Below are 23542 nucleotides of genomic sequence, written 5' to 3' on the forward strand. Positions count from 1 at the left end.
GGCCGCGCGGGCCACGTGGCGGACCCCACGGGCCGCACGGACCCCGGCGCGGCGGACACCGGGGCAGGCGCGGAGACGTGCGTGCCGCGATCCTCGCCCTGCTGGCCGAGCAGTCCCGGCACGGCTACGAGATCATCGGCGAGATCGCCGAGCGCAGCCGCGGCCTGTGGCGGCCGAGCCCGGGCTCGATCTATCCCACCTTGCAGCTGATGGCCGACGAGGGCCTGGTGCGCAGCAGCGAGGACTCCGGCAAGCGCCTCTTCGAGCTCACCGAGGAGGGCGTGGCCGTGGCCGCGCAGCAGGACTCCCCGCCGTGGGAGCAGATCGCACAGGACGTCGACCCGAACGAGGTCGAGCTGCGCAATGCCAGCGGCGCCCTGATGTCCGCCATGAAGCAGGTGACCAGGGTCGGCTCCAGCCAGCAGAAGGCGAAGGCCATCACGGTGCTCAACGAGGCCCGCCGCTCGCTGTACGGGATCCTCGGCGAGATCGAGGAACCGCCCGCACCAGCAGATACGTGAGCAGACCGAACGGCGACAGCAGGATGGTCAGTACCAGGATCGGCGCGAGGAACGCGTGGTGCACGCCACGCTCTCGCGCGTCCAGGTACATCCACCGCCCGATCAGCAGGTCGAAGGCGATCAGGTGGGCCCAGATGGCGGCCGCACCGACGGGCTCGCCGAGGAAGGCCTGCAACGCACCGAGGTCGGGACGGCTCACCACCGCCCACAGCTCGGCGAGATCCCGCAACGCGAGTATGGCGTAGACGATCAGCGGCGGGGCGGCGATCCAGGGCGAGGCAATGATCCGCCGGGTCCAGGACCAGCGGGGAGCGAGGATCATCATCGCCCAGAACGGAACGACCAGGTAGAAGGTGACACCGAACAACGCGCTCGTGCTCATCGGACACCTACCTCCTCGTGTCCGGCGTGCTCCTGTACCGGTGCCCGGCGCAGCGCATCGGCGACCCCTGTGGCGACCCCGAAGGCCAGCAGACCCGCCGCGACCAGGGTCCAGGCGTCCGGTGCGAGCAGCGGCTGGCCGCGCAGGGCCTGCCAGGTGACCAGTGCGACCAGGCCGGCATAACCGGCCGCCGCCACCAGCACCAGCCGCGCACGAACGGCCCCGTCGGTCAGCACCCGCAACCTCGTCGCGAGCGCACCCAGCAGCAAGGCCAGCAGCGGGAGCAGTTGCAGCGCGTGCATGCCGATGAAATGCGGGATCCGCAGGTCGCCTCCGGTGGTGCTCCAGCCGGTGACCGGCATACCCGGCCCGCCGTCCGGGACGCCGACGCTGTGCGCACCGATCACCCCCTCGACGGTGCGCCCACTCGCAGGCAGGAACATCAGCGCGCCGAGCGCCAGCCCCACCAGCGAGATCGCCGACCCGAGCCGGATCGCCAGCCTGCTGGCCGCGTCCGCGATCGGGGTCCGCAGCAGGAGCACGGTCAGCGCCAGCGTGCCCACCCACAGCACCACGATCGACCCGCCCATCACCCTGCCAAGGTTCGCGTCGAACTCCGTCGAGGTGTTGAAGTGGCTCGCTCTCCCCCGCGCGGCCTGCAACGCGATGATCGCGTACTCCACCGCGAGGAACGTCACCAGCACAGTGGACACCCCGGCCGCCAGCCGCTTGTGAGTACGGAGCAGCGATACCAGCCAGGCCCAGGTGACGCAGTACAGCGCCATGGACACCGCGAACTTGAACGGCTTCAGCCAGACCGGCGCGCCGAGCAGGACCCGGTCGTCCACCGCGAGCCCCACCGCCGACACCACGGCCATGCCCGCCATGACCCCCGCGAACACCATCATCGGTCGATGCCAGGTCAGGGCCCGGCGGATCGGCATCGTCATACTGCCTCCCAGTTTGGATAGCGAAACTATCTAAACTGGAAAGTTATGCTATCCACTCTGAGAGCTATCTAAGATTGCGCACATGCGGATGGCCGAGCTGAGCAGTGAGTCCGGCGTGCCGGTGGCGACGATCAAGTACTACCTGCGCGAGGGCCTGGTCCCCGCCGGCGAGCGCACTGGCCGCAACCAGGCGCGCTACGACGAGACGCACGTCCGCAGGCTCCGGTTCGTCCGCGCCCTGCTCGAGATCGGCGGGTTCTCGATCGCCGATGTCCGCGCCGTACTCGAGGCCATCGACCAGCAGAAGTCGACGCACAGCGTGCTCGGGCGGGCCCACCGACAGCTGGTACCCGCCGGCACCGAGGTGGACGAGGAGTCCCGAGCCTGGGCCATGGGCCATATCGAGGCCGTGGCCGAGGAACAAGGCTGGCAGCTCGAATCCTGCGCCGGAGCGGTGGATTCGCTGGTGAGCGTGCTCTGCACCTTCCGTGAACTGGGTCATCACAGCTCGGTGGAACTACTGAGTGAGTACGGCGCGGCCGCGCAGCGGGTCGCCGAGGCCGATCTCGGCTCGCTCACCCACGCCGACCCCGCCGAGTCGACGGTGGAGCGTGCCGTCGTGGGCACCGCGCTCGGTGACGTACTACTGGCCGGCCTGCGCCGGATCGCGCAGCAGAACGCCTCCGCCCGCTACTTCGGCGGCTGACCGTACCGCCGCCACCCCGGTCAGGACCGGAGCCGAAGCGAGCCGGCGCGTTTCTGCCTGAGCAGCACCCGGTACCCGACCGGGAGCACCAGTTCCCCGCGCGCCCCCTGGTTCATCCGCAGGATCTGCGCGATCGCCCGCTCCGCGACCGGCGCGCTGAACTCGATGCGCAGCACGGTTTCCACCGCCTGCCGGTCCGGGAACCGCCACTCGGTCCCGACCCGCAGGCAACGGAAGCCCGCCTCGGCGAAGAACCGGTCCACCGCGGCCGGGTCGTAGTCGGGAAGGTCGGCACGCATCCAGTCGCCGTAGGGACCGCTGCCGACGTCCAGGTCCACAATGGCCAGTGTGCCGCCGCGCCGCAGCACCCGCTCGGCCGCGCGCAGGCCGGGCCCGCAACCGGGGCCGAAGAAGTACGCCGTACGCGCGTGCACCAGGTCGACGCTGGCAGGGGGCAACGGAAGCCGCGCGGCAGTGCCCCGGCGCACCGTCACGCCGGGGAACGCGGTGACCCGCCGCATGGCCCGCTCCACCAGCGGGCCATGCGGTTCCACTCCCACCACCGACCGTGCGGTCTCCGCGAACCGGGCCAGATGGAACCCGTCGCCGCAACCGATGTCGAGCACGTCCTTGCCCGCCCAGTCGCATTCCCGCCTGAGCACCCGCCAGATCGCCTGGTCCGCGTCCTGCACGCGGTTCTCCAGTTCGTACGCATCGGGGTGGTACCAGATGTTGGGACTTGGCAACACATCCACCCTGCGCGCGAACCTCTTCACCAGACCAGCATAGGCGCGCCCGCACAGTCGGATCTTTCCGCCCGAAATGGTCCGAATATCCGGTTCTTCCCGTGATCCCGTCGTCGGCCTTCGCCGTTTTCCGGTTGAACGGCATAGATTTCGCGTAAACTCTCCGGCCCCCACCCGAGGAGATGATCCATGTCGCCCGGTTCGTCGGACCTGACGCCCGCGCTGCTTCCCGGAACACCATGCTGGATCGAACTCGCGACGCCGGACGAGAACGCGGCCCGGCACTTCTACGCCGGGCTGTTCGGCTGGCGCTATCGCACCAGCCCCGATCCGGCCACGGGCCGCTACACCATCGCCAGTGTCAACGATGCCGCCGCGGGCGGGATGTACCAGGCACGGGCCGGTCAGCCGCAGGGCTGGATCCTGCACCTCGCGGTACACAACACCAGCGCGACCGCCGAGTGGGTCGAGCACCTCGGCGGCAGGCGAATGCTCGGGCCGGTGGACATCCCGGATCGTGGCAGCATCCTGCACGTGGTCGACCCGGGTGGAGTGCCGGTCGTGTTCTGGCAGCCCGCGAGCAGCTGGGAGTTCGGCTTCGGCATCCCGGGCACCTTCACCGGTGCGGACATCAACACGCACGACGGTGCGGCGGCCGACCAGTTCTTCTGCCGACTGTTCAACTTCACCAGTGAACAGATCGGGAGGCAGAACATCGACTACGCGGAGTGGCGGCTGGACCAGTATCCGGTGCTCTACCGCTACGTGATGGGGCCGGAATACGAGCCGACCGCACAGCCACACTGGATGATCTACTTCGAGATCGACCCCACCCGCGGCACGGACTCCGTGGCGGCGCACGCCAGCATGCTGGGCGGGACGGTGGTGGCGCCACCATTCGACACCCCGTTCGGGCGCACGGCAATCATCGCCGACCCCGGCGGCGCGCCCTTCTCGATCATCGACCGGTCGAAGGTGGTCGAGGGCTGGGGCCGCGCCGAGGTGGACGACCCCTACGACGACTGAGCTACTCGGCTCACGGCACGAAGGCGCTGAGCAGCAGCCAGGACACCACGGCCGATGGCAGCAGGGAGTCCAGCCGGTCCATCAGCCCACCGTGGCCGGGCAGCAGGTTGCCCATGTCCTTGATCCCGAGGTCGCGCTTGATCAGCGACTCCATCAGGTCGCCGAGGGTGGCGGTCAGCACGATGGCCGCACCGAAGAGCACGCCCTGCCAGGCCTGGGCATCCAGCATCAGGCTGAAGGTCAGCGAACCGGCGACCACCCCGGCCAGCAGCGAGCCGCCGAAGCCCTCCCAGGTCTTCTTCGGGCTGATCGAGGGCGCCATCGGGTGCCTGCCGCGCAGGACACCGGCGATGTACCCGCCGGTGTCCGAGGCGACCACGCCGATCATGAACGCCAGCACCCTGCCGACGCCGTCCTCGGGCGGCACCAGCATCGCCGCGAACGCCGCGAACAGCGGGAGGTAGGCGGCCGCGAACACGGAGGCGCCCACGTCCCTGAGGTAGCCGTCCGCGCCATTGCGCAGTCGCCAGAGCAGGCAGGCGAGCACGGTGAGGACGAAGGCGGTGAGCGCTCCCTCCCTGCCGAACGGCCAGGCCAGCCAGATCATCGCCTGACCACCGACCAGCACCGGAACCAGCGCGATCCGGATATCCGCCGCGCGGCGCAGCGCACCGGCGAGCTCGATGGTGCCGACCACGATCGCCGCGGCGATGATCCCGATGAACACGAACCGGACCGTGAGCAGGGAAATCAGGATGGCCGCACCGAGCGCGACCCCGACACCGATCGCCGCCGGCAGGTTGCGGCCGGCCCGCGAGGACTTCGGTTCGGGCGCGTCCTCGCGTTCCTCGCTCACACTCGCTCCCGCCCCACCCACGTCGTCAGACCTCGAGCAGTTCGGCTTCTTTGTGCTTCACCAGCTCCTCGACCTGGTGCACATAGTTGTCGGTGAGGTTCTGTAGTTCCTTCTCCGCCCTGGCGACCTCGTCCTCGCCCGCCTCGCCGTCCTTGGCGATCCGGTCCAGCTCCTCCTTGGCCTTGCGGCGCACGCTGCGGATGGAGATCTTGGCGTCCTCGCCCTTGCCCTTGGCGACCTTGACCATCTCCTTGCGCCGCTCCTCGGTGAGCTGCGGGATGACCACCCGGATCACCTGGCCGTCGTTGCTGGGGTTCACCCCGAGGTCGGAGTCCCGGATGGCCTTCTCGACCTGGTTCAGCTGGCTGAGGTCATAGGGCTTGATCACCGCCATGCGCGCTTCCGGGATGTTCACGCTGGCCAACTGGTTCAGCGGGGTGGCCGCGCCGTAGTAGTCGACCGTGATGCGGGAGAACATCGCCGGGGTCGCCCGACCCGTCCGCACCGACGTCAAGTCCTCCTTGGCGACGGACACCGCCTTTTCCATCTTCTCCTCGGCGTCGAGGAGGGTCTCGTCGATCACGGCTTCTCCTTAGTCTGGCGCTGTCATGACACGGGTCTACGCCGACGGCAGGCCCGCGGGGGTGCTGACCAACGTGCCGATCCTCTCACCACTCACCGCGCGAGCGATGTTCCCCTCGGTGAGCAGGTTGAACACGATGATCGGCATGTTGTTGTCCATGCAGAGGCTGAACGCGGTGGCATCGGCGACCCGGAGGCCACGCTCGAGAACCTCACGGTGGGTGATCTCGTGGAACATCTCCGCGTTCGGATCGCTCTTCGGATCGGCGGTGTAGACCCCGTCCACCGCCTTCGCCATCAGCACGGCGTCACAGCCGATCTCGAGGGCGCGCTGCGCGGCCGCGGTGTCGGTGGAGAAGTACGGCATACCCACGCCGGCCGCGAAGATGACGACCCGGCCCTTCTCCAGGTGCCGCTCGGCCCGGCGCGGGACATAGGGCTCGGCGACCTGCCCCATCGTGATGGCGCTCTGCACGCGGGTCGGGATGCCTTCCTTCTCCATGAAGTCCTGCAGGGCGAGGCAGTTCATCACGGTGCCGAGCATGGCCATGTAGTCGGCGCGGTCGCGGTCCATACCCCGCTGGGAGAGCTCGGCACCGCGGAAGTAGTTGCCGCCGCCGATCACCACCGCCATCTGCACGCCGGTGCGGACGACGCCGGCGATCTGTGCCGCCACCGAGTGCACCACATCCGGGTCGACACCGACGGCGCCGCCACCGAACATCTCGCCACCCAGCTTGAGCAGCACCCGCCGATAACCGCCCTCGGACCGCTCTGCCGTCATCTCGCCTCCACCTCGTCGGGGTACCGCTCTCCGTGCTGCTCGCGGGCCGGTTCGACGCGCCTGCCAGTCGCGACTGTGCCCCGTCCCCGACGCGGCCGGGGACGGGGCACAGTGCTGGCTCTCGCTGGTTCTCGCACAAGGTATCCGGTCACCCCGCCGCGCCCTCGGCCCGTCCCGCGGCCGCGGCGGGCACCGGTTACTGCTGGCCGACCTCGAAGCGGGCGAACCGGGTCACGGTCACCCCGGCCTCGTCCAGGAGGGCCTTGACCGTCTTCTTGTTGTCGGTCACCGAAGGCTGCTCGAGCAGCACGGTTTCCTTGTAGTAGGCGTTGACCTTGCCCTCGATGATCTTGGGCAGCGCCTGCTCCGGCTTGCCCTCCTCGCGGGCGGTCTCCTCGGCGATGCGCTTCTCGTTCTCGACCGTCTCGGCGGGCACCTCGTCCCTGCTGAGGAACTTCGGCTTCAGCGCCGCGACCTGCAGCGCGGCCCCGCGGGCGGCATCGGCCGCACCGTCACCGGAGCCGGTGTACTCGATCAGCACCCCGACCGCGGGCGGCAGCCCGGAACCACGGCGGTGCAGGTAGGTCTCGACCGTGCCGTCGAAGACCGCGACCCGGCGCAGCTCAAGCTTTTCGCCGATCTTCGCGGCCAGCTCCTGCACCACCTCGTTGACGGTCTTGCCGTCCAGCTCGGCGAGCTTCAGCTTCTCGACGTCGTCGGTACGGACGGTCCTGGCCACCTCGACGATCTTGTCGGCGAGCTGCTGGAACTCGTCGTTCTTGGCGACGAAGTCGGTCTCGGAGTTGATCTCGACCAGCGCGCCGCCGCTGCCTGCCACCAGGCCCTCGGCGGTGGAGCGCTCGGCCCGCTTGCCGACGTCCTTGGCGCCCTTGATGCGCAGGAACTCGACGGCCTTGTCGAAGTCGCCCTCGCTCTCCTCGAGCGCCTTCTTGCAGTTCATCATGCCGGCGCCGGTCAGCTCGCGGAGGCGCTTGACGTCTGCCGCGGTGTAATTCGACATCCTGGGTTTTCCGTTCCCTTATCCCGTGTCTGTGCCAGTGAACCTGGCGCGGATTGGCTGGATGGTGCTGGTGCTCAGGAGGCGGTGGTCTGCTCGGCGGCGTTCACGCCTGCCTGCTCGCCCTCCGCGGGGTTGTCGCTGCCTGCCAGCAGGTCCTTCTCCCACTCGGCCAGCGGCTCGTCCGAGGCGACCCCCGCTTCCGGCTTGTCCTGGCCGGGGGCGGCCGAGCCGTTGCGGCCGGAACGGGCCATCAGGCCGGCCGCGGCGGCCTCGGCGACGACCTTGGTGAGCAGCGCGGCCGACCGGATCGCGTCGTCGTTGCCCGGAATCGGGTAGTCGACCTCGTCCGGATCGCAGTTGGTGTCCAGGATCGCCACGATCGGGATGTTCAGCTTGCGCGCCTCGCCGACCGCGATGTGCTCCTTCTTGGTGTCCACGATCCAGACCGCGCTGGGCACCTTGGACATGTCGCGGATACCGCCGAGGGTCTTCTCCAGCTTGTCCTTCTCCCGGGTCAGGGTGAGGATCTCGCGCTTGGTCAGGCCCTGGAAGCCGCCGGTCTGCTCCTGCGACTCCAGCTCCTTCAGGCGCTGCAGGCGCTTGTGCACGGTCTGGAAGTTGGTGAGCATGCCGCCGAGCCACCGCTGGTTCACGAAGGGCATGCCGACGCGCAGCGCCTCGTGCGCGATCGCTTCCTGCGCCTGCTTCTTGGTACCGACGAACAGGATGCTGCCGCCATGCGCCACCGTCTCCTTGATGAACTCGAAGGCACGGTCGATGTAGGACAGCGTCTGCTGCAGGTCGATGATGTAGATGCCGTTGCGCTCGGTGAAGATGTAGCGCTTCATCTTCGGGTTCCAGCGCCGGGTCTGGTGCCCGAAGTGCACGCCGGAGTCGAGCAACTGCTTCATGGTGACGACGGCCATCGCCGGGTCCACCTCTTCTGTCGTGAGCGCGCCGGGCCTACGCTCGGCGCGCGCGGTCGGTTTTGTCGCGGCCAACCGGGTGGTCGGCCGCCCTGGTGTCGTGCCGCCGTCCGGACCCTTCGGTGCTGACACCGCTGGGACCGCCGGACGCCGTCGTCTCGCGCTTTGGTACCGAGCCTCTCGGCACGGGAAGCGGCGAAACGCGCACGTACACGTGGAGTCAGACCGTGCGAACACAGACTGCGGGAAACAGTGTACGCCGCGCCCGCGGAGCGTTCAGCACCGGTAACACTCATCCGCCGAGTCGTCCACATCGACCCCCACGACCCCCGGTTATCCACAGATCGCTCCGACCCACTGTCACCGCGCCGCGCCGCCCGCGAGGCTGAAGTCATGACCATCGTCTCGCTCCACCCCACCCCCGCACCCCGGCACGGGACAGGCCGCCACCGGCGGCCCCGGCGCAGGCTGTCGCACCGGTTGCTCCCGGTCCTGCTCGCGGTCGCGGCGCTCGCGCTGTCCTGCGCGGCGTCGGCCGCGGGCCGAGCCGGGCCTGCACCCCCGCCGGGGCCCGGTCCGCTCCATCGGCTGGAGCCCCGGTACGACTGGCCACTCGAACCGGCTCCCCCACCGCTGGTCCGGCCGTTCGAACAGCCCGCGCACCCGTACGGCCCCGGGCACCGCGGCGTCGACCTCGGTGCCGAACCGGGGCAACGGGTGCTCGCCGTCGAGCAGGGGTTCGTGGTGTTCGCCGGTCCGGTGGCCGGCCGCGGGGTCGTGTCCATCGACCACGATGGCGGGCTGCGCAGCACCTACGAGCCGCTCGAACCCACGGTGTCGGCGGGCGACCAGGTGTATGCGGGCCAGGTGATCGGCACGGTGGAGGCGGGGCACCCTGGCTGCACCGCAGTGGCCTGCCTGCACTGGGGCGTCCGCCGCGGCGAGGAGTACCTCAACCCGGTCTACCTGGTCGAGCCCGCAGGAAGGCTGCGGCTGAAACCCTGGGAGGGGTGATCCGGATGTCCGTACCTGCTGACCCGATGCCGGGGCAGGCGCTCAGACGCTGGTCTGTTCCAGCAGCTTGGCACGCAGGCGCAGCACGGCCCGGGTATGCAGCTGGCTCACCCGCGACTCGGTCACGCCGAGCACCTTGCCGATCTCCGCCAGGGTCAGGCTCTCGAAGTAGTAGAGGCTGACCACGATCCGGTCCCGCTCAGTGAGCTGCGCGATCGCCTCGGCGAGCTGCCGCCGGTTGTCCTGGTCGACCAGCACCGCCACCGGGTCCACCGCGTCGTCGTCCGGCAGCATGTCGACCACCGATGCGGCGTCCTTACCTGCCGTGACCATGTCCTCCAGCGCGACCACGCTGGTCAGTTGCAGCTGGCCGTAGAGGTCCCGCAGGTCGGCGACGGAGATCTCCAGCTCGGTGGCGAGTTCGGCGTCGGTGGGGGTGCGATGCAGCCGGGCCCCGAGCCGTTCCAGCGCGCGTTCGGCCTCGCGGATACGGCTGCGCACGGCGCGCGGCACCCAGTCCTGGGAACGGAGATCATCCAGGATGGCGCCGCGGATGCGCTGCATGGCGTAGGTCTCGAAGCGCAACCCGCGGTCGGGGTCGAACTTCTCGATCGCGTCGACCAGGCCGAAGATGCCGGACTGGATCAGGTCACCGACATCGACGTGAGTCGGCAGCCCGGTGCCGACCCGGCCGGCCACGTACTTGACGAGCGGGGCGTAGTGCAGCACCAGCCGGTCCCGGATGCGCTGCTGCGGGGAACGGGCGAACTGCTGCCAGAGCGCCTGGATGCCCGCCTCGACCTCGCTGCCGCCGGCGTCCTTGCCGGCGTCCTTGTTGGGGTCGTTGCCGGTGTCGCTGCTGCCTGCACGGCTGGTGCCGTTGGCGCCGTGTTCGCCCTCCGGCGGGCGCGCGATGACATCGCTGTCAGCCGGTTCTTCCTGCCCACCGTCCGGCGCGGAGCGCGTGCGCACGAGCGGGTCGCTGGTGCTCGGCTCGGTGGTGTCCGGGCGCGACGAGGACGCTGCGGGGCTCGCCAAAGCGCCCCCCAGGTCATCGGGCGCGGGGGTGGGTCCGGTCATGGATCGCCTTCAGCCGCTCGACGGTCACGTGAGTGTAGAGCTGCGTGGTGGCAAGCGTAGCGTGACCGAGCAGTTCCTGAACGCTGCGAAGGTCAGCGCCACCTTCGAGCAGGTGGGTCGCGGCCGAGTGCCGCAGCCCATGTGGTCCGGTCACGGTGCTGCCCGGAACCGCGCCAGCCGCGTCGTGGACCAGCCGGCGCACCGTGCGCGGGTCGAGCCTGCGCCCGCGCACCCCGAGGAACAACGCGCTGGTCTCCTCCCGCAGCAGCTTCGGCCTGCCCTGTTCCACCCAGGCCCGCACCGCCCGCTCGGCGGGCGCGCCGAACGGAACGACCCGTTCCTTGTCCCCCTTGCCGATCACCCGGATCACCCGGAGGTCGAAGTCCACCTCGCCGAGGTCGAGGCCGCAGAGTTCGGACACCCGCACCCCGGTCGCGTACAGCAGCTCCAGTACCGCGTGATCACGCAATGCCACCGGGTCCAGCTCCGCCGCACCGGTGCCGGAATGCCGCATCAGTTCGGTGGCCTGCTCGGGTCGCAGCACCCCGGGCAGGTTCCTTCGCGCCCGCGGCGCGGCCAACCGTGCACCGGGATCGGTGTCCAGGAAGCCCTGGCGCTGTGCCCAGGCCGTGAACGTGCGCACCGCCGCCGCCCTGCGGGACAACGTCGTGCGGCTGTGCCCCGAAGCGCGCTGCCCGGCCAGCCAGGCGCGCAGCACGGCGATGTCCAGCCCTGCGAGCGGGGCGGCATCCGACACCTCGTCGTCCGGCTGCTCGTCCGTGTCTCCGGCCGGGGGGTCAACGCCGTGCAGGAACCCGAGCAGTGACACTACGTCACCCGCATAGGCACGGACGGTGTGCTCGGAGAGGTTCCGTTCCAGCTTCAGGTGCCGCTCGTACTCTTCGACGAGACCGGCGGCGGCCCGCGGCAGGCGTTCACGGATCCGTGCCAGGTCGACGCGGCGTGGTTGCGAAGGCGGCATATCCGCTGACGCTCCGCTAAACCGGCGCTCCGGTCAAGCATCGCCACGCGCCCCCGGGCCAGGTGGAGTACGTGCCACCCAGCGGCCCCCGCCCTCGGCAGCGCACCGGGCCGCCCGGACATCGGGGTTACAGCGCCGTGCGGTCCTTCGAGCGCGGGTCGTCCACGGTGCTACCGCTGTGCAGCACCGGTCATGGCCCGGTCGCGCCATGCCGCGGTCCAGTCGTAGAGATCCTCGGCGGTGTCCACGGTGGAGATGAGCACCCCGGTGGTGTTCCGTCGCAACCTGCCCGCCGTGACACCGTCGGCCCGGACGAAGAAGGCGGGCCAGAGGCTTTCCCTGGCGGACGATTTCGGGCAACTGATCCACATGTGGTTGCAGGCGGCAGCGGTGGTCATCGCCGCGGGTTAGCAACCTGGAACGAGTGGAACATCAGCCGCACACCCGCTTTCGCGTACTCGCGGTACAGCTCGGGGTAGCGATAGTCGTAGCAGATCAGCGCCCCGCAACGGAGCCCGTTGATCTCCCACGTGCTGGGGTGGTCTCCCGGGCTGTAGTGCGCGAGGTCGCCGGTGCGCCCATCCGGGTCACCCGCGCAGAAACGCTTGTCGTAGCGCTCGACGAGGTCACCGGGTTTCGTTGATGACGTACAGGCTGCTGTGCGGTTTGTTCCCCCGCGCCGAGCTGATGCGCCGAGCCGAGGATCACCCAGAGCCGCAACTCGCGAGCCACACCGAGAACACGGTGGGTGGCCGCCCGCAGCTGGCGCACGATACGGCCGAGGTTGCGCCGGATATCCGCGCTGACCGGAAACTGACAGGTAGCCACCCTGACGACCGCCATACCGCCCATCATCCCCCGGTGGCAACCCGCGAGGAACCGGAATGTTCCGCGGGCACCGGCAGTCAACGCATGCGCGAGAACGGCCAACGCGCGGATGTGGGCGGCCAACGCGTGCGCGTAAGGGGCAAACGCGTGCGCGTGGCGGGCAAACACGTTCGGTGGCGGGATCATGGCGTGCGCTCCGTTTCGCGGGCACGGCGCCAGCCGCTCTCGCAGCGTTCGCCAAGACCGTCCAGTTCGAGGGCGGGCAGGATGGCGCGGACGCGCGCGAGGGGAACCCCGGATTCGGTGGCGATGCGCTCGGGGGACTTGCCCTTGCGGGCGCCGAGGGCCTCGTGCACCCGCAGTGCCTGGGGGCCGAGCCCGTCGGTGGACCGGCGCGGGCGAGCCGCCTCCGGTCGGAGGTCGGTACCGATCCGGCCGACGGTGTCCAGGACATCGGCCACCGAGGCGACCAGGGTGGCCTCCCCGGCACGGATCATCTGGTGGCAGCCGACCGAGGTCACCGAGCCGATCGGACCGGGCACCGCCATCACCACCTTGCCGAGCGCGCCCGCGGTGGCCGCGGTGTTCCTGGCCCCGCTGCGCGCGCCGGCCTCCACCACCACACTGCCTGCGGTCAGCGCGGCGATCAGCCGGTTGCGGACCAGGAACCGATGCCGTGCTGGCGGGGTGCCAGGCGGGTACTCACTCACCACCAGGCCGTGTTCGGCGATCCGGTTGCACAGGCCGAGGTGGCCGGCCGGGTAGCCCGCGTCCAGTGCGCAACCGAGTACCGCCACGGTCACCCCGCCCGCTGCCAGCGCGCCCCGATGGGCCGCACCGTCCACGCCGTAGGCCGCGCCGGAGAACACCGTCATGCCACGCTCGGCGAGGCCGTAGCCGAACTCGGCGCTGGTGTGCTCCCCGTATCCGGTGGCGGCACGGGCCCCGACCACCGCGACCGCCCGGTCGGCGGCCTGCTCCAGGGTGGCGTTGCCGCGCACCCACAGCCCGAGCGGGGTGGCCACGTCCGGCACGCCCCGCCCGGTCGCCACCTCGAGGCACAGCAGCGGCCACGCGGGCCATTCCTCGTCCTCTGGGGTCACCAGCCGGGCATCGGCCTGCGCCGCCACGGCGAGGTCCTCGGCCGCCAGCGCCGCCTCGCGACGGGCGCAGGTCTCCTGCGCCACCGCCTTCGGCACCCGCTGCTCGCGCACCCGTTCCGCCGCCGCGACCGGACCGTGTTCGGCGACGAAGGCGGCCAGCGCCGACGCCGGTGGCTCGGCGACCCGCAGCAGGTAGGCCCTGGCGCGGCGGGGGCCATCCGGCCGGTCCGGGTCGTAGGCGGGTTTCACGCCGCCCTCCGATCACGGAACTCCAGTGCGCTGGCCACATGGTCGGCATCCGGCCGTTCGGTGCCGGCCAGATCGCTGAGCGTCCAGGCGATCCGCAGGCAACGATCGGCTCCCCGCGCGGTGACCGAGCCGCGGCGCAGCCCGGTGTCCAGCAGCGCCGTCACCTTGGCAGGCAGGGCGTACTCGCGGCGCAGCACCGGCCCAGGAACCTCGGCGTTGGTCCGCCACCCGTGCTCGGACCAGCGCAGCGCCGCCCGTTCCCTTGCCCGCAGTACCCTCGCCCGCACGGTCTCGGTCGGTTCCGGATCGCCGTGCTCCCGCGCGTTCATCGCGACGATGGGCCGCATCCGCACCCGCAGGTCCACCCGGTCCAGCAGCGGCCCGGACAGCCGCCCGAGGTAGCGCCGCCGGGCCGAGGGCGAGCAGCTGCAGTCCGCCTCCCGCGGCGGTGCGCAGGGACACGGGTTGGTCGCCAGCACCAGCTGGAAACGCGCCGGGAAGCAGACCGCGCCCCGTTGCCGCGCGATCCGCACCTCACCGTCCTCAACCGCGGTGCGCAGGCTGTCCAGTAGTTTCGGCGTGAACTCGCAGGCCTCGTCGAGGAACAACACACCGCGGTGCGCCTGACTGATCGCGCCGGGGGAGGCGAGCCCGCTGCCACCGCCGACCAGCGCCGCCGCGGAGATCGAATGGTGCGGCGCCACGAACGGCGGCACCCGCACCAGCGGGGAAGCGGCCGACAGCGAGCCGTGCACCGAATGCACCGCGGTGACCTCGAGCGAGTCCTCCCTCGTCAGCCGGGGCAGCAGGCCGGGCAGCCTGCGAGCCAGCATCGTCTTGCCGACGCCTGGCGGCCCGGTGAGCAGCAGGTGGTGCCCGCCCGCGGCGGCGACCTCCAGCGCCCATCTGGCCTCCGGCTGCCCGAGGACGTCGGCCAGATCGGGTACCTCGGCGGCCTCGTCCCCGGCGGGCGGCTCGGCCGCCAGGAGGTCCTGCTCCCCACGCAGCCAGCCCAGCACCTCGGCCAGCCGGGCGGCGCCGCCCACCCGCAGGCCGTCCACCAGCACGGCCTCGAACAGCGACTCGGCGGGCACCACGGCGCTGGTCAACCCGGCCCGGCGCGCGGCGAGCAGGGCGGGCAGCACCCCGCGCACCGGGCGGATCCGGCCGTCCAGTGCGAGCTCGCCGAGCAACACGGTGCCGGGCAGTTTGGTCGCCGGCACCTTGCCCGCGGCCGCCAGCACCGCAACCGCGATGCCAAGGTCGTAGCCCGAGCCCACCTTCGGCAGGTTGGCCGGGGAAAGGCCGAGGGTGACCGGCTGGTCCGGCCAGCCGCCCACGGTGTTGCGGATGGCGGCGCGCACCCGTTCCTTCGCCTCGCGCAGCCCCGGATCGGGCAGCCCGACCAGGGTCGTCCTTGGCAGGCCCGCCCCGATGTCGGCCTCGATCTCCACCGGCCTGCCTTCGATGCCAAGCAGCCCGATCGCCCATGCTCGTGCCAGTGCCATCAGAACGCCCCCTCGATATGCCGCAGGCGGGGCGTGCCCTCGGCCGTCTCGATCGAGATCACGTCGAAGCGCATCCGGCACCAGCCGATCCCCTGCTCGCGCAGCCACAACCGGGCGAGCCGCCGGATCCGCTTGCTCTTGGTCCTGGTGACCGACTCCTCCGGCGGCCCGAAGCTGCGGCTCGAGCGGGTCTTGACCTCGCAGACGATCAGCGAGTGGCCGTCGGTGGCGAGCAGGTCCAGCTCCCCATCCCGGCAGCTCCAGTTCCGTTCCAGCACCCACAGCCCGAGCCCGCGCAGGTGGGCCGCGGCCATTCGCTCGCCCCAGCGGCCGAGCTCGCTACGCGAGGGGCGCCGCGACGCCACCTCTGTTCCTGCCACCGTCCCCAACACGGTTCACCCCCGGTCGACTCCCACGGTCTGGTCCCGATCGACGCTGCCAGGGTGGCCGGTGCGGGCACCAGCGACGGACTCGCAGGCTGTGCACAACCTGGATGATGGGGATGGTTTCGGGTGCGGCGCGGCCAGCACCGGGGTGACTGTCGGTGGTTCGTGCTATGGGCGCCTGACGACGCGCGGGACTTCCCTCCCGCGCGGGTGCGCCCGGAGGGCCGCGGTGCGGTCGGCCTTCAGCCGGAGAACGGCCCGTCCTCGGGCAGCCGCAGGTCCGGTTTGTCCAGTTCCTCCACGTTGACGTCCTTGAAGGTGATCACCCGGACATGCTTCACGAACCGGGCAGGCCGGTACATGTCCCACACCCAGGCATCGGACATGCGTACCTCGAAGTAGACTTCGCCGCCCCCGTCCCGAACCTGCACATCCACGGCGTTGGCCAGGTAGAACCGCCGCTCGGTCTCCACGACGTACGAGAACTGGCTGACGATGTCGCGGTACTCGCGGTACAGCGACAGCTCCATCTCGGTCTCGTACTTCTCGAGATCCTCTGCGCTCATGAAACGCGCGCCCCTCCTCGCGGGTCAGTTTGCCGTTCACCGACGGAACTCCCATTCTCACCCACGCGCTCGTGATCAGCACGTTCCGCCGCGCTCGGTGCCTGACCGGTCGCCGTCCGCAGCAACGCGGCCGCGCTGAGCTGCACCCGCCGCGGCGGGTACCGGCCGTGTGCCGCGGCCGCCCGTGCCACGTTGACATAGGACCACCGGTGCACCTCGCTCGGGCCGTGCTCGGTGAGCGCGGCGCTGTGCTCGGCGGTGCTGTACCCCTTGTGCACATCGAACCCGTACAGCGGATGCCGCTCGTGCAGCCCCGCCATGATCCGGTCCCTGGTGACCTTCGCCAGCACCGAGGCCGCCGCCACGCACGCGACCGCCCGGTCCCCCTTGATCACCGGCACGCTCGGTGCGGGCAGGCCCGGAACCCCGAAACCGTCGGTCAGCACATAGCCCGGCCGGGTGTGCAGCATGGCGACCGCACGGCGCATCCCCTCCACGTTCGTCACGTGGATGCCGATGGCGTCGACTTCCTCCGGCGGGACCACCACCACGGTGTACTCCAGCGCACGTGCCCGCACCCGCTCGTACACGCGTTCCCTGGCTTCCGGGGTGAGCAGCTTGGAGTCGGTGAGCTCGGTCAGCCGGGCGCCATCCCCTGGCCGGAGGATGCAGGCGGCGACCACCAGCGGCCCCGCGCAGGCACCGCGTCCGGCCTCGTCCACCCCGGCCACCGGACCAAGGCCCCGCCGGTCCAGCGCCGACTGCAACCCCCAGGTGGTCTCGCCACGCACCACCGCACGCGGCGGCCGGATCGCGAACCGAGTTGCCGATGGCATCGCCTACGGTCCCCGCTTGACCGCCCCGCGCACGGCCCCGCCGAGCCTGCGGCCCCCGGCGACCGCGGGCCAGGCTGCGAGCACGCCGGCACCGAGCGGGATGCCCTCGTTCCAGACAGGCGCGCTCATCGCGGAGGCCTGCGCCTGCTGCGGGTTGTGGTCGCTCACCCCGCCCCAGCGTGAGGGCGGCAGCACGATGAACCTGGCCTTGCCGATGATGTTGTCCACCGGGACGACCCCGCGCACGCCGCCACCGCCCTGGTACCGCGAGTCGGAGGAGTTGTTGCGGTTGTCACCCATCACCCAGACCGTACCTTCGGGCACCGTCACCGGGCCGAACTCCCGTTGCGTGTGCTCCGCGCCGGGCTCCCAGTGGATGTAGGGCTCGTCCAGCGGGATCCCGTCCACGGTCACCCGGTTCTGCGCGTCGCAGCACTCCACGGTCTGCCCGCCGGTGGCGATGATGCGCTTGACGAAGTCCTTCTCATCCGGCGGCGCGAGGCCGAACACCGAGCCGATGCTGCGGAAGAAACGCACCACGCCGTTGCTGGACTCCTGGGACGGCAGGTCGTTCTCGGTCCAGGTCTCCGGGCCCTTGAACACCACGACCTCACCGGGCTCCGGATCGCTGAAGTTGTAGACGAGCTTGTCCACCAGGATCCGGTCCGGGGTGCAGCCGGGGCAGCCGTGCAGCGTCTCCTCCATCGACCCGGACGGGATCATGTACACCCGGGCGATGAACTGCTGGATCAGGAACGCGAAGACGAGTGCCACCACGATCAGGATCGGCAGCTCTTTCCAGAAGGAACGCTGCTTGCCCTGCTTGTGTGACCTACGCCGCCGGTGTGTCCCGTGGGTCTCGGACGACGTGCCGTCGTCGTCCTCGGGGCGTTCCGGCTCGTCCTCAGCGGCGTTTGAAGGCACAGGCTCGACCACGTCGCCAGGCTACGTGATTCAGCTCAACCGCTCAGGACGCCGAGGTGCTCGCCTGCGCGGCGCTGCTGGAGCGCCGCTCCTTGATCTTGGCGGCCTTGCCGCGCAGCTTACGCAGGTAGTAGAGCTTCGCCCGGCGGACGTCCCCGCGCATGTGCACCTCGATCTTGGCGATGTTCGGGGAGTGCACGGGGAAGGTGCGCTCCACGCCGACGCCGAAGGACACCTTGCGCACGGTGAAGGTCTCGCGGATGCCGTCGCCCTGGCGGCGGATCACCGCGCCCTGGAAGACCTGGTTACGTTCGCGGTTGCCCTCGATAACGCGGACGTGCACCTTCAGCGTGTCGCCCGGGCGGAAGTCCGGGATGTCGGAACGCAGCGACTGAGCGTCCAGGGCGTCCAGGGTGTTCATCGGGGATCCGTCCTCGTCCTTGGTCTGGCCTACGTACATCCGGGCAGGCGCTCGTCGCGACGATATCCGGCGACGGGTCGGCCCAGGGGGTTCATGCGGACGCGGATGTCCCACCGCGCCATCCGGTCAAGTATTGCAAACCTGGTCGGCGACCCCGGCAGCGGGTCAGGACTCGCCGTGTTCCCACCGCTCCAGCACCGCACGATCATGCGCGTCCAGGCTGCCATCGGGCAGCGCCTGGATCAGGTCGGGACGGCGCCGCGCGGTGCGCTCCAGCGCCTGGTCCCTGCGCCACCGGTCGATCAGCGCGTGGTTGCCGGACCGCAGCACCTCCGGCACGGCCAGCCCGCGCCAGGTCTCCGGACGGGTGTAGCTCGGGCCCTCCAGCAGCCCATCGGAGAAGGAGTCCTGCTCCGCGGACACCGGGTTGCCCAGCACCCCGGGCAGCAGCCTGGCCACCGCCTCGACGATGACCAGCACCGCGGCCTCCCCGCCGACCAGCACGTAGTCGCCGATGGACACCTCGTCCACCGGCATCCGGCCGGCGGCGTCCTCGATCACCCGCTGGTCGATGCCCTCGTACCGGCCGCAGGCGAACACCAGGTGCCGCTCGGTGGCGTACTCGCGCGCGAGGGACTGGGTGAACGGCCTACCCGCCGGGGTCGGCACCACGAGCCTGCTGCCCTCGGCGCAGACCTCGTCCAGCGCTGGGCCCCAGATCTGCGGCTTCATCACCATGCCAGGGCCGCCGCCGTAGGGCGCGTCGTCCACCGCGCGGTGCACATCCTGCGTCCAGTCCCGCAGGTCGTGCACCCCGACCTCGAGCAGGCCGCGGTCGATGGCCCGGCCGAGCAGTGCCGCCCGGAGGGGTTCCAGGTACTCCGGGAAGATGGTGACGACGTCGATCCGCATGAGCTAGTCGAGCAGGCCTTCCGGGGGGTCGAGCACAACCCGGCCGGTGGCCAGGTCCACCTCGGGCACGATCGCACGGACGAAGGGCACCAGGCTGACCGCACCGTCCCGCTCGACCGCGAGCAACTCCCCCGCGGGGGAATGCACCACCTCGCGCACGGTGCCGATGGTGCTGCCGTCGGCCAGTTCCACCCGCAGCCCTTCCAGCTGGTGGTCGTAGAACTCGTCCGGGTCCTCGATGGCGGGCAGGTCGGCGGTGTCGGCGAACAGCAGCAGGCCGCGCAGTGCCTCGGCGGGCTCCCTGCCGGGGGCCTCGGCGAAACGCACCAACAGCCGCCCGCCGGTGTGCTGGCGGGCGGCTGTCACGGTGAGCTGCTGGCTTTCCCCGCGCCGGGACCGCGCGGTCAGCACCGTGTCCGGTGCGAACCGCAGCTCCGGGGAGTCGGTGCGCACCTCAACGGCGACCTCGCCGCGCACCCCGTGCGCCTTGGCGATGCGGCCGACCACGACCTCCATCGGCGCCGCCGGGCTAGCGATCGGTGTCGATGACGTCGACCCGGACGCCCCGACCGCCGATCCCGCCCATGACGGTGCGCAGTGCGGTCGCGGTCCGACCGCCCCTTCCGATCACCTTGCCGAGGTCGTCCGGGTGGACATGCACTTCGAGGGTGCGGCCACGGCGGGTGGTGATCAGCTCGACCCGCACATCGTCGGGATTGTCGACGATGCCACGGACCAGATGCTCAAGAGAGTCGGCGAGGAAGCTCACGCCTCCGCCTTCTCGCTCTCGGCCGATGCACCCTCGGCCTGCGCGGCCTGTTCGGCCTTGTCGGACTTCTCCGACTTGTCGGCCTTCTTGCCGCCGCCCTTCTTCTTGGGCGTGACGGCCTCGGTGGTGGGCTCCTCGCCTGCCGCGGCGAGCGCGGCGTTGAACAGCTCCTGCTTGGTCGGCTTCGGCTCGGGCGCCTTGAGGGTGCCCTCCGCGCCCGGCAGGCCCTTGAACGTCTGCCAGTCCCCGGTGATCTCCAGGATGCGCTGCACCGGCTCGGTGGGCTGCGCGCCGACCTTCAGCCAGTGCTGCGCCCGCTCCGAGTTGACCTCGATGAAGCTCGGCTCTTCCTTCGGGTGGTACTTGCCGATCGTCTCGATGGCCTTGCCATCCCGCCGGGTGCGCGCGTCGGCGACGATGATGCGGTAGTACGGCGCGCGGATCTTGCCGAGGCGCTGCAGCTTGATCTTGACGGCCACGGGTGTGGGTACTCCTTGCGTTCTCTCGGTGCTCGAGGCCACACGATCCGAGTGGGGAAACGGACATGGGCGCCCAGGTCATGGTGTCGCTCCCGGCACGGTGAGAGGGCCCGTCCGGAGCAGGCAGTCGACTATTCTGCCAGACGCGGGGCCACGCGCTGCGCGACCCCTACCGGGTCACAGCGCGACCACACCGAGCGCAGTCAGCAGGATGGCCAGTGCGGGCAGGAAGTTGTTCACCTGGTGCGCGACGATGCTGCCGAGCAGCCTGCCGGTCACCAGCCGCGCCAGCCCGATCGGAACCGCGATGACCAGCAGCAACGTGGTACGCAACGGCTCGAGATGGCTGGCGGCGAACACCCCGGTGGACAGCAGGAAGGCGGCGATCCGGCCGGTCTTCTCCTTACCCCAGCTCAGCCGCTCCACCGCACCCCAGAGCAGGCCGCGGTAGATGACCTCCTCGCAGATCGGTCCGAGCAGCCACAGGTAGAGGAACATCACCACCGCGGCCGTCACCGACATCGGCTGGTCCTCGACCAGCGCGCTGATCGCCGAGGTGGCGTTCTCCTCGCCGACAGCCTGGGTCCAGAGGAAGGCGCCCACCGTGGTGCACACCAGGCCGAGCATCCCGAACCGGAGGCCGGTGCGAACGTCGTCCCATCGCCAGGACAACCGCAGGTCCAGCAGCGGGCCGTTGCCGCGCACCCTGGTGATCAGCAGGGCGGCCGCGGCGGCGATCAGGGTCGGGGTGATGGTGCCGATCAGCACATCGCGGACCGGCACCGAACCGCCGGTGCGGTCCCCGTTCAGCAGCACCCCCACGAAGGCGGCCGAGGCCAGCAGCACGGCTTCGACGAGGAGGAAGGCGCCGAAGCCCCAGCGATGCGGCAGGGTGTCCCCCGCACTGCTCACAGCGTCGTTCTCCTCGTTCTCCGGTTCGGGCCCGGGGACCGGCTTCCTCGACTGGGAGAAGGTCACACCGATCCTCCGATGGGTACAGGCGGGGACGGCACCGAGCCTAATAGCCGGCGACGGCAGGTCAGGAAGCGGCGACCAGCAGGACCGCTGGCGGCAGGTTGTTCGCCGCGTGGGCGACGACACTGGCACCCGTCCGCCCGGTGATCAACCGGGCCGCGCCGATCGCCACCCCCTGTCCGAGCAGGGCGACGGTACGGTGCGGCTCGCCGTGCAGCAAGGCGAACACCAGCGCGGTCAGCAGCAGGATCACCCAGGCGGGGACATGATGATGCCGCAGGCCGTTCCACAACGCGCCACGCAGCAGTAGTTCCTCGGTCAGCGGGGCGAGCAGCACGACGATCGCCGCGGTGACCAGCAGCCAGACGGTCGCGCCGCCGAGCCGTTCGGAGACCTCGCCGAGCGGGTCGTCCCATGCCTGCCCACTGCCGTACACGGCGATCAGCAGCAGGTTCAGCACATACCCTGTGAGCAGGGCGAAACCGCCGCAGGCCAGGCCGACCTTGAGATCCCGCAGGTCCGGCAGCAGGCCGAAGTCGGCACGCAGCCCGCGCCCGCGCAGCCAGGACCCCAGCACGGGGCCGAGGCCAAGGGCCAGGTTCGGCAGGAACACCACCAGGATCACCGGGCCGATCTCCGGCACGTCCAGCACGTTCATGCCGGTGAACCCGCCGACCAGCACGGCTGCCAGGACCAGCGAGGTCAGATAGTAGCCGCCGACTCCGGTGAAGAACGCGAGAAAACCCCAATGGGCTCCCAGAACCAAGCCGTCCCGAACGGCCGGTGGACCGCCAGGGTCGTGCTCCTGATCCACCACGCCTCCCAACCAGCCGAGGGTAGCGGGCAACCACGCTTGGTGGCTCCCCGCGATCGGGTGATACCGGACCGTATCCGCAACGGTACCTACCCGGTGGAGAGTGCCCGGTTCGCCGCGAATAAATGCGGCGAACCGCTCACGTGCCTTGGACGGCCCGGCCGCGGAGGATGATCGACCTGGGGTGGCGGAGGGCGGCGAGGTTCTGCCTGGGGTCCTCGTCCAGGACCAGCAGGTCGGCCGGAGCACCCTCGGTCAGCGAAGGGTGGCCCAGCCATTCGCGCGCGGCCCAGGAGGCGGCGCCGAGAGCCTGCTCGGCGGGCAGCCCGGCGCGGTGCAGGGCCTCGATCTCGTCCACCACCCTGCCGTGCGCGACCAGCCCGCCCGCATCGCTGCCCGCGTAGACCGGCACGCCCGCCTCGTGCGCCGCGGCCACCATGTCCAGCACGCCGTCGTGCAACGCCCGCATATGCGCCGCGTAGGTCGGGTACTTGCTCGCCTGGTCGGCGATGCCGGGGAAGTTCTCCAGCACGTTGATCAAGGTGGGAACCAGCGCGATGCGCAGGCGGGCCAGCTCGGTGATCAGGTCCGCGCCGAGGCCGGTGCCGTGTTCGAGGCAGTCGATCCCGGCGGCCACCAGTCCGGGCAGCGCCTGCTCGCCGAACACGTGCGCGGTCACCCGCGCCCCCGCCTCGTGCGCCACCCGCACCGCCTCGGCCAGCACGTCGTCCGGCCACAGCGCGGCGAGGTCACCCACCGAGCGGTCGATCCAGTCCCCGACGAGCTTGACCCAGCCGTCGCCGTCGGCGGCCTGTGCGGCCACCGCGGCCGGCAGCTGGTCCGGGTGGTCCAGCTCGAGGCCGAGGCCGGGAATGTAGCGCTTGGGCAGCGAGAGATGCCTGCCGCATCGGATGATGCGGGGCAGGTCGGCACGCTGCTGCAGTGGCCGGTTGTCCATCGGGACACCGCAGTCGCGGATGAGCAGGGTCCCGGCGTCCCGGTCGGTGCGGGCCTGCCGCACCGCCTCGGCCACCGTCACCGCGCCCCCGGTGCCCAGGCCGGGGTGGCAGTGCGCGTCGACCAGACCCGGCACCAGGAACCCGTCCGGCACCAGGGTCCGCGCACCCTCGACCGGCTCGAAGGTGATCCGGCCGTCGCTGATCCACACATCCCGCGTGCCGCCCTCCGGCAGCATC

At 70.6% G+C, this 23542-nt stretch carries 30 protein-coding genes; 4 read left to right on the top strand and 26 right to left on the bottom strand.

Annotated features, from left to right (window positions below; translation table 11 throughout):
- Positions 1 to 77: 77 nt before the first annotated feature.
- Positions 78 to 521, top strand: a complete 444-nt coding sequence (locus KOI47_RS26220; RefSeq protein WP_232376264.1) for a PadR family transcriptional regulator — start codon at positions 78 to 80, stop codon at positions 519 to 521.
- On the opposite strand, the gene KOI47_RS26225 is transcribed toward KOI47_RS26220, so the two are convergent.
- Positions 448 to 903, bottom strand: a complete 456-nt coding sequence (locus tag KOI47_RS26225) for an ABA4-like family protein (RefSeq protein WP_216208769.1) — start codon at positions 901 to 903, stop codon at positions 448 to 450. The genes KOI47_RS26220 and KOI47_RS26225 overlap by 74 nt on opposite strands.
- Positions 900 to 1853 (bottom strand): hypothetical protein, encoded by a 954-nt coding sequence (locus KOI47_RS26230; protein ID WP_216208772.1) that lies wholly within the window; start codon positions 1851 to 1853, stop codon positions 900 to 902. Before KOI47_RS26230 ends, KOI47_RS26225 begins: the two co-directional genes overlap by 4 nt.
- Positions 1854 to 1935: 82 nt before the next feature.
- On the opposite strand from KOI47_RS26230, the gene KOI47_RS26235 reads away from it, so the two are divergent.
- Positions 1936 to 2559, top strand: coding sequence for a MerR family transcriptional regulator (locus KOI47_RS26235; protein ID WP_216208776.1), 624 nt, complete (start codon positions 1936 to 1938; stop codon positions 2557 to 2559).
- Between the two features lie 20 nt (positions 2560 to 2579).
- Here KOI47_RS26235 and KOI47_RS26240 read toward each other — a convergent pair whose 3' ends face one another.
- The gene (locus KOI47_RS26240) at positions 2580 to 3335 is read right to left on the bottom strand and encodes a class I SAM-dependent methyltransferase (protein WP_216208778.1); all 756 of its coding nucleotides are present in this window, start codon (positions 3333 to 3335) and stop codon (positions 2580 to 2582) included.
- A gap of 159 nt (positions 3336 to 3494) precedes the next feature.
- Here KOI47_RS26240 and KOI47_RS26245 point away from each other — a divergent pair, with 159 nt between their 5' ends.
- Positions 3495 to 4331, top strand: a complete 837-nt coding sequence (locus tag KOI47_RS26245; RefSeq protein WP_216208781.1) for a VOC family protein — start codon at positions 3495 to 3497, stop codon at positions 4329 to 4331.
- 10 nt (positions 4332 to 4341) lie between these two features.
- On the opposite strand, the gene KOI47_RS26250 is transcribed toward KOI47_RS26245, so the two are convergent.
- The 5 genes from KOI47_RS26250 to rpsB form a co-directional block, all read right to left on the bottom strand.
- Positions 4342 to 5187, bottom strand: coding sequence for a phosphatidate cytidylyltransferase (locus KOI47_RS26250; RefSeq protein WP_216208784.1), 846 nt, complete (start codon positions 5185 to 5187; stop codon positions 4342 to 4344).
- Between the two features lie 25 nt (positions 5188 to 5212).
- Positions 5213 to 5770: a ribosome recycling factor gene (frr, locus tag KOI47_RS26255; RefSeq protein ID WP_141997184.1), complete on the bottom strand. Its 558-nt coding sequence runs from the start codon at positions 5768 to 5770 to the stop codon at positions 5213 to 5215.
- 36 nt (positions 5771 to 5806) lie between these two features.
- Positions 5807 to 6553: a UMP kinase gene (pyrH, locus tag KOI47_RS26260; protein ID WP_216208786.1), complete on the bottom strand. Its 747-nt coding sequence runs from the start codon at positions 6551 to 6553 to the stop codon at positions 5807 to 5809.
- Positions 6554 to 6749: 196 nt separating this feature from the next.
- On the bottom strand, positions 6750 to 7574 hold the full coding sequence (gene tsf, locus KOI47_RS26265) for a translation elongation factor Ts (RefSeq protein ID WP_216208789.1): 825 nt from the start codon (positions 7572 to 7574) through the stop codon (positions 6750 to 6752).
- 74 nt (positions 7575 to 7648) lie between these two features.
- The gene (gene rpsB, locus KOI47_RS26270) at positions 7649 to 8500 is read right to left on the bottom strand and encodes a 30S ribosomal protein S2 (protein WP_216208792.1); all 852 of its coding nucleotides are present in this window, start codon (positions 8498 to 8500) and stop codon (positions 7649 to 7651) included.
- 393 nt (positions 8501 to 8893) lie between these two features.
- Here rpsB and KOI47_RS26275 point away from each other — a divergent pair, with 393 nt between their 5' ends.
- The gene (locus tag KOI47_RS26275; protein ID WP_216208796.1) at positions 8894 to 9514 is read left to right on the top strand and encodes a murein hydrolase activator EnvC family protein; all 621 of its coding nucleotides are present in this window, start codon (positions 8894 to 8896) and stop codon (positions 9512 to 9514) included.
- 42 nt (positions 9515 to 9556) lie between these two features.
- On the opposite strand, the gene KOI47_RS26280 is transcribed toward KOI47_RS26275, so the two are convergent.
- The 18 genes from KOI47_RS26280 to KOI47_RS26365 all read right to left on the bottom strand — a co-directional run bounded on the left by KOI47_RS26280 (position 9557) and on the right by KOI47_RS26365 (position 23541).
- Positions 9557 to 10594, bottom strand: a complete 1038-nt coding sequence (locus tag KOI47_RS26280; RefSeq protein ID WP_216208799.1) for a FliA/WhiG family RNA polymerase sigma factor — start codon at positions 10592 to 10594, stop codon at positions 9557 to 9559.
- The gene (locus tag KOI47_RS26285; RefSeq protein ID WP_216208801.1) at positions 10566 to 11576 is read right to left on the bottom strand and encodes a tyrosine recombinase XerC; all 1011 of its coding nucleotides are present in this window, start codon (positions 11574 to 11576) and stop codon (positions 10566 to 10568) included. Before KOI47_RS26285 ends, KOI47_RS26280 begins: the two co-directional genes overlap by 29 nt.
- A 170-nt stretch (positions 11577 to 11746) precedes the next feature.
- Positions 11747 to 11974, bottom strand: coding sequence for a hypothetical protein (locus KOI47_RS26290; protein WP_216208803.1), 228 nt, complete (start codon positions 11972 to 11974; stop codon positions 11747 to 11749).
- Entirely contained in the window at positions 11971 to 12615 is a 645-nt protein-coding gene (locus KOI47_RS26295; protein ID WP_408629849.1) for a nitrilase-related carbon-nitrogen hydrolase, read from the bottom strand. The genes KOI47_RS26290 and KOI47_RS26295 overlap by 4 nt, the downstream gene beginning before the upstream one ends.
- Positions 12587 to 13756, bottom strand: coding sequence for a DNA-processing protein DprA (gene dprA, locus KOI47_RS26300; RefSeq protein ID WP_216208809.1), 1170 nt, complete (start codon positions 13754 to 13756; stop codon positions 12587 to 12589). Before dprA ends, KOI47_RS26295 begins: the two co-directional genes overlap by 29 nt.
- The gene (locus tag KOI47_RS26305; protein WP_216208812.1) at positions 13753 to 15264 is read right to left on the bottom strand and encodes a YifB family Mg chelatase-like AAA ATPase; all 1512 of its coding nucleotides are present in this window, start codon (positions 15262 to 15264) and stop codon (positions 13753 to 13755) included. The genes dprA and KOI47_RS26305 overlap by 4 nt, the downstream gene beginning before the upstream one ends.
- Entirely contained in the window at positions 15264 to 15578 is a 315-nt protein-coding gene (locus KOI47_RS26310) for a YraN family protein (RefSeq protein WP_216217567.1), read from the bottom strand. The genes KOI47_RS26305 and KOI47_RS26310 overlap by 1 nt, the downstream gene beginning before the upstream one ends.
- A 314-nt stretch (positions 15579 to 15892) precedes the next feature.
- Positions 15893 to 16216 carry a DUF2469 domain-containing protein gene (locus tag KOI47_RS26315; RefSeq protein WP_091297407.1) on the bottom strand — a complete coding sequence of 108 codons (324 nt, stop codon included), beginning with the start codon at positions 16214 to 16216 and terminating at the stop codon, positions 15893 to 15895.
- Positions 16213 to 17052, bottom strand: coding sequence for a ribonuclease HII (locus KOI47_RS26320; protein ID WP_216208814.1), 840 nt, complete (start codon positions 17050 to 17052; stop codon positions 16213 to 16215). Before KOI47_RS26320 ends, KOI47_RS26315 begins: the two co-directional genes overlap by 4 nt.
- Positions 17053 to 17055: 3 nt before the next feature.
- On the bottom strand, positions 17056 to 17988 hold the full coding sequence (gene lepB / locus KOI47_RS26325) for a signal peptidase I (protein WP_408629850.1): 933 nt from the start codon (positions 17986 to 17988) through the stop codon (positions 17056 to 17058).
- A 31-nt stretch (positions 17989 to 18019) separates the two neighbouring features.
- On the bottom strand, positions 18020 to 18397 hold the full coding sequence (gene rplS, locus KOI47_RS26330; protein WP_216217569.1) for a 50S ribosomal protein L19: 378 nt from the start codon (positions 18395 to 18397) through the stop codon (positions 18020 to 18022).
- Between the two features lie 165 nt (positions 18398 to 18562).
- Entirely contained in the window at positions 18563 to 19309 is a 747-nt protein-coding gene (gene trmD / locus KOI47_RS26335) for a tRNA (guanosine(37)-N1)-methyltransferase TrmD (protein WP_216208817.1), read from the bottom strand.
- A 3-nt stretch (positions 19310 to 19312) separates the two neighbouring features.
- Entirely contained in the window at positions 19313 to 19825 is a 513-nt protein-coding gene (rimM, locus tag KOI47_RS26340; RefSeq protein ID WP_216208820.1) for a ribosome maturation factor RimM, read from the bottom strand.
- A gap of 13 nt (positions 19826 to 19838) precedes the next feature.
- Complete coding sequence (locus tag KOI47_RS26345; protein WP_106178486.1) at positions 19839 to 20078, bottom strand: RNA-binding protein; 240 nt, start codon at positions 20076 to 20078, stop codon at positions 19839 to 19841.
- Positions 20075 to 20557 carry a 30S ribosomal protein S16 gene (gene rpsP / locus KOI47_RS26350; RefSeq protein WP_216208822.1) on the bottom strand — a complete coding sequence of 161 codons (483 nt, stop codon included), beginning with the start codon at positions 20555 to 20557 and terminating at the stop codon, positions 20075 to 20077. Before rpsP ends, KOI47_RS26345 begins: the two co-directional genes overlap by 4 nt.
- A gap of 177 nt (positions 20558 to 20734) precedes the next feature.
- Complete coding sequence (locus KOI47_RS26355; RefSeq protein WP_216208825.1) at positions 20735 to 21535, bottom strand: CPBP family intramembrane glutamic endopeptidase; 801 nt, start codon at positions 21533 to 21535, stop codon at positions 20735 to 20737.
- 61 nt (positions 21536 to 21596) lie between these two features.
- Positions 21597 to 22346, bottom strand: coding sequence for a CPBP family intramembrane glutamic endopeptidase (locus tag KOI47_RS26360; RefSeq protein ID WP_216208828.1), 750 nt, complete (start codon positions 22344 to 22346; stop codon positions 21597 to 21599).
- A gap of 139 nt (positions 22347 to 22485) precedes the next feature.
- A complete protein-coding gene (locus tag KOI47_RS26365) occupies positions 22486 to 23541 on the bottom strand; it encodes an amidohydrolase family protein (RefSeq protein WP_216217570.1) in 1056 nt (351 codons plus the stop codon).
- Position 23542: the final 1 nt, after the last annotated feature.

Origin of the sequence: Amycolatopsis aidingensis, from assembly GCF_018885265.1 — a bacterium.
In the GTDB taxonomy this organism is placed as follows: Bacteria; Actinomycetota; Actinomycetes; order Mycobacteriales; family Pseudonocardiaceae; genus Amycolatopsis; species Amycolatopsis aidingensis.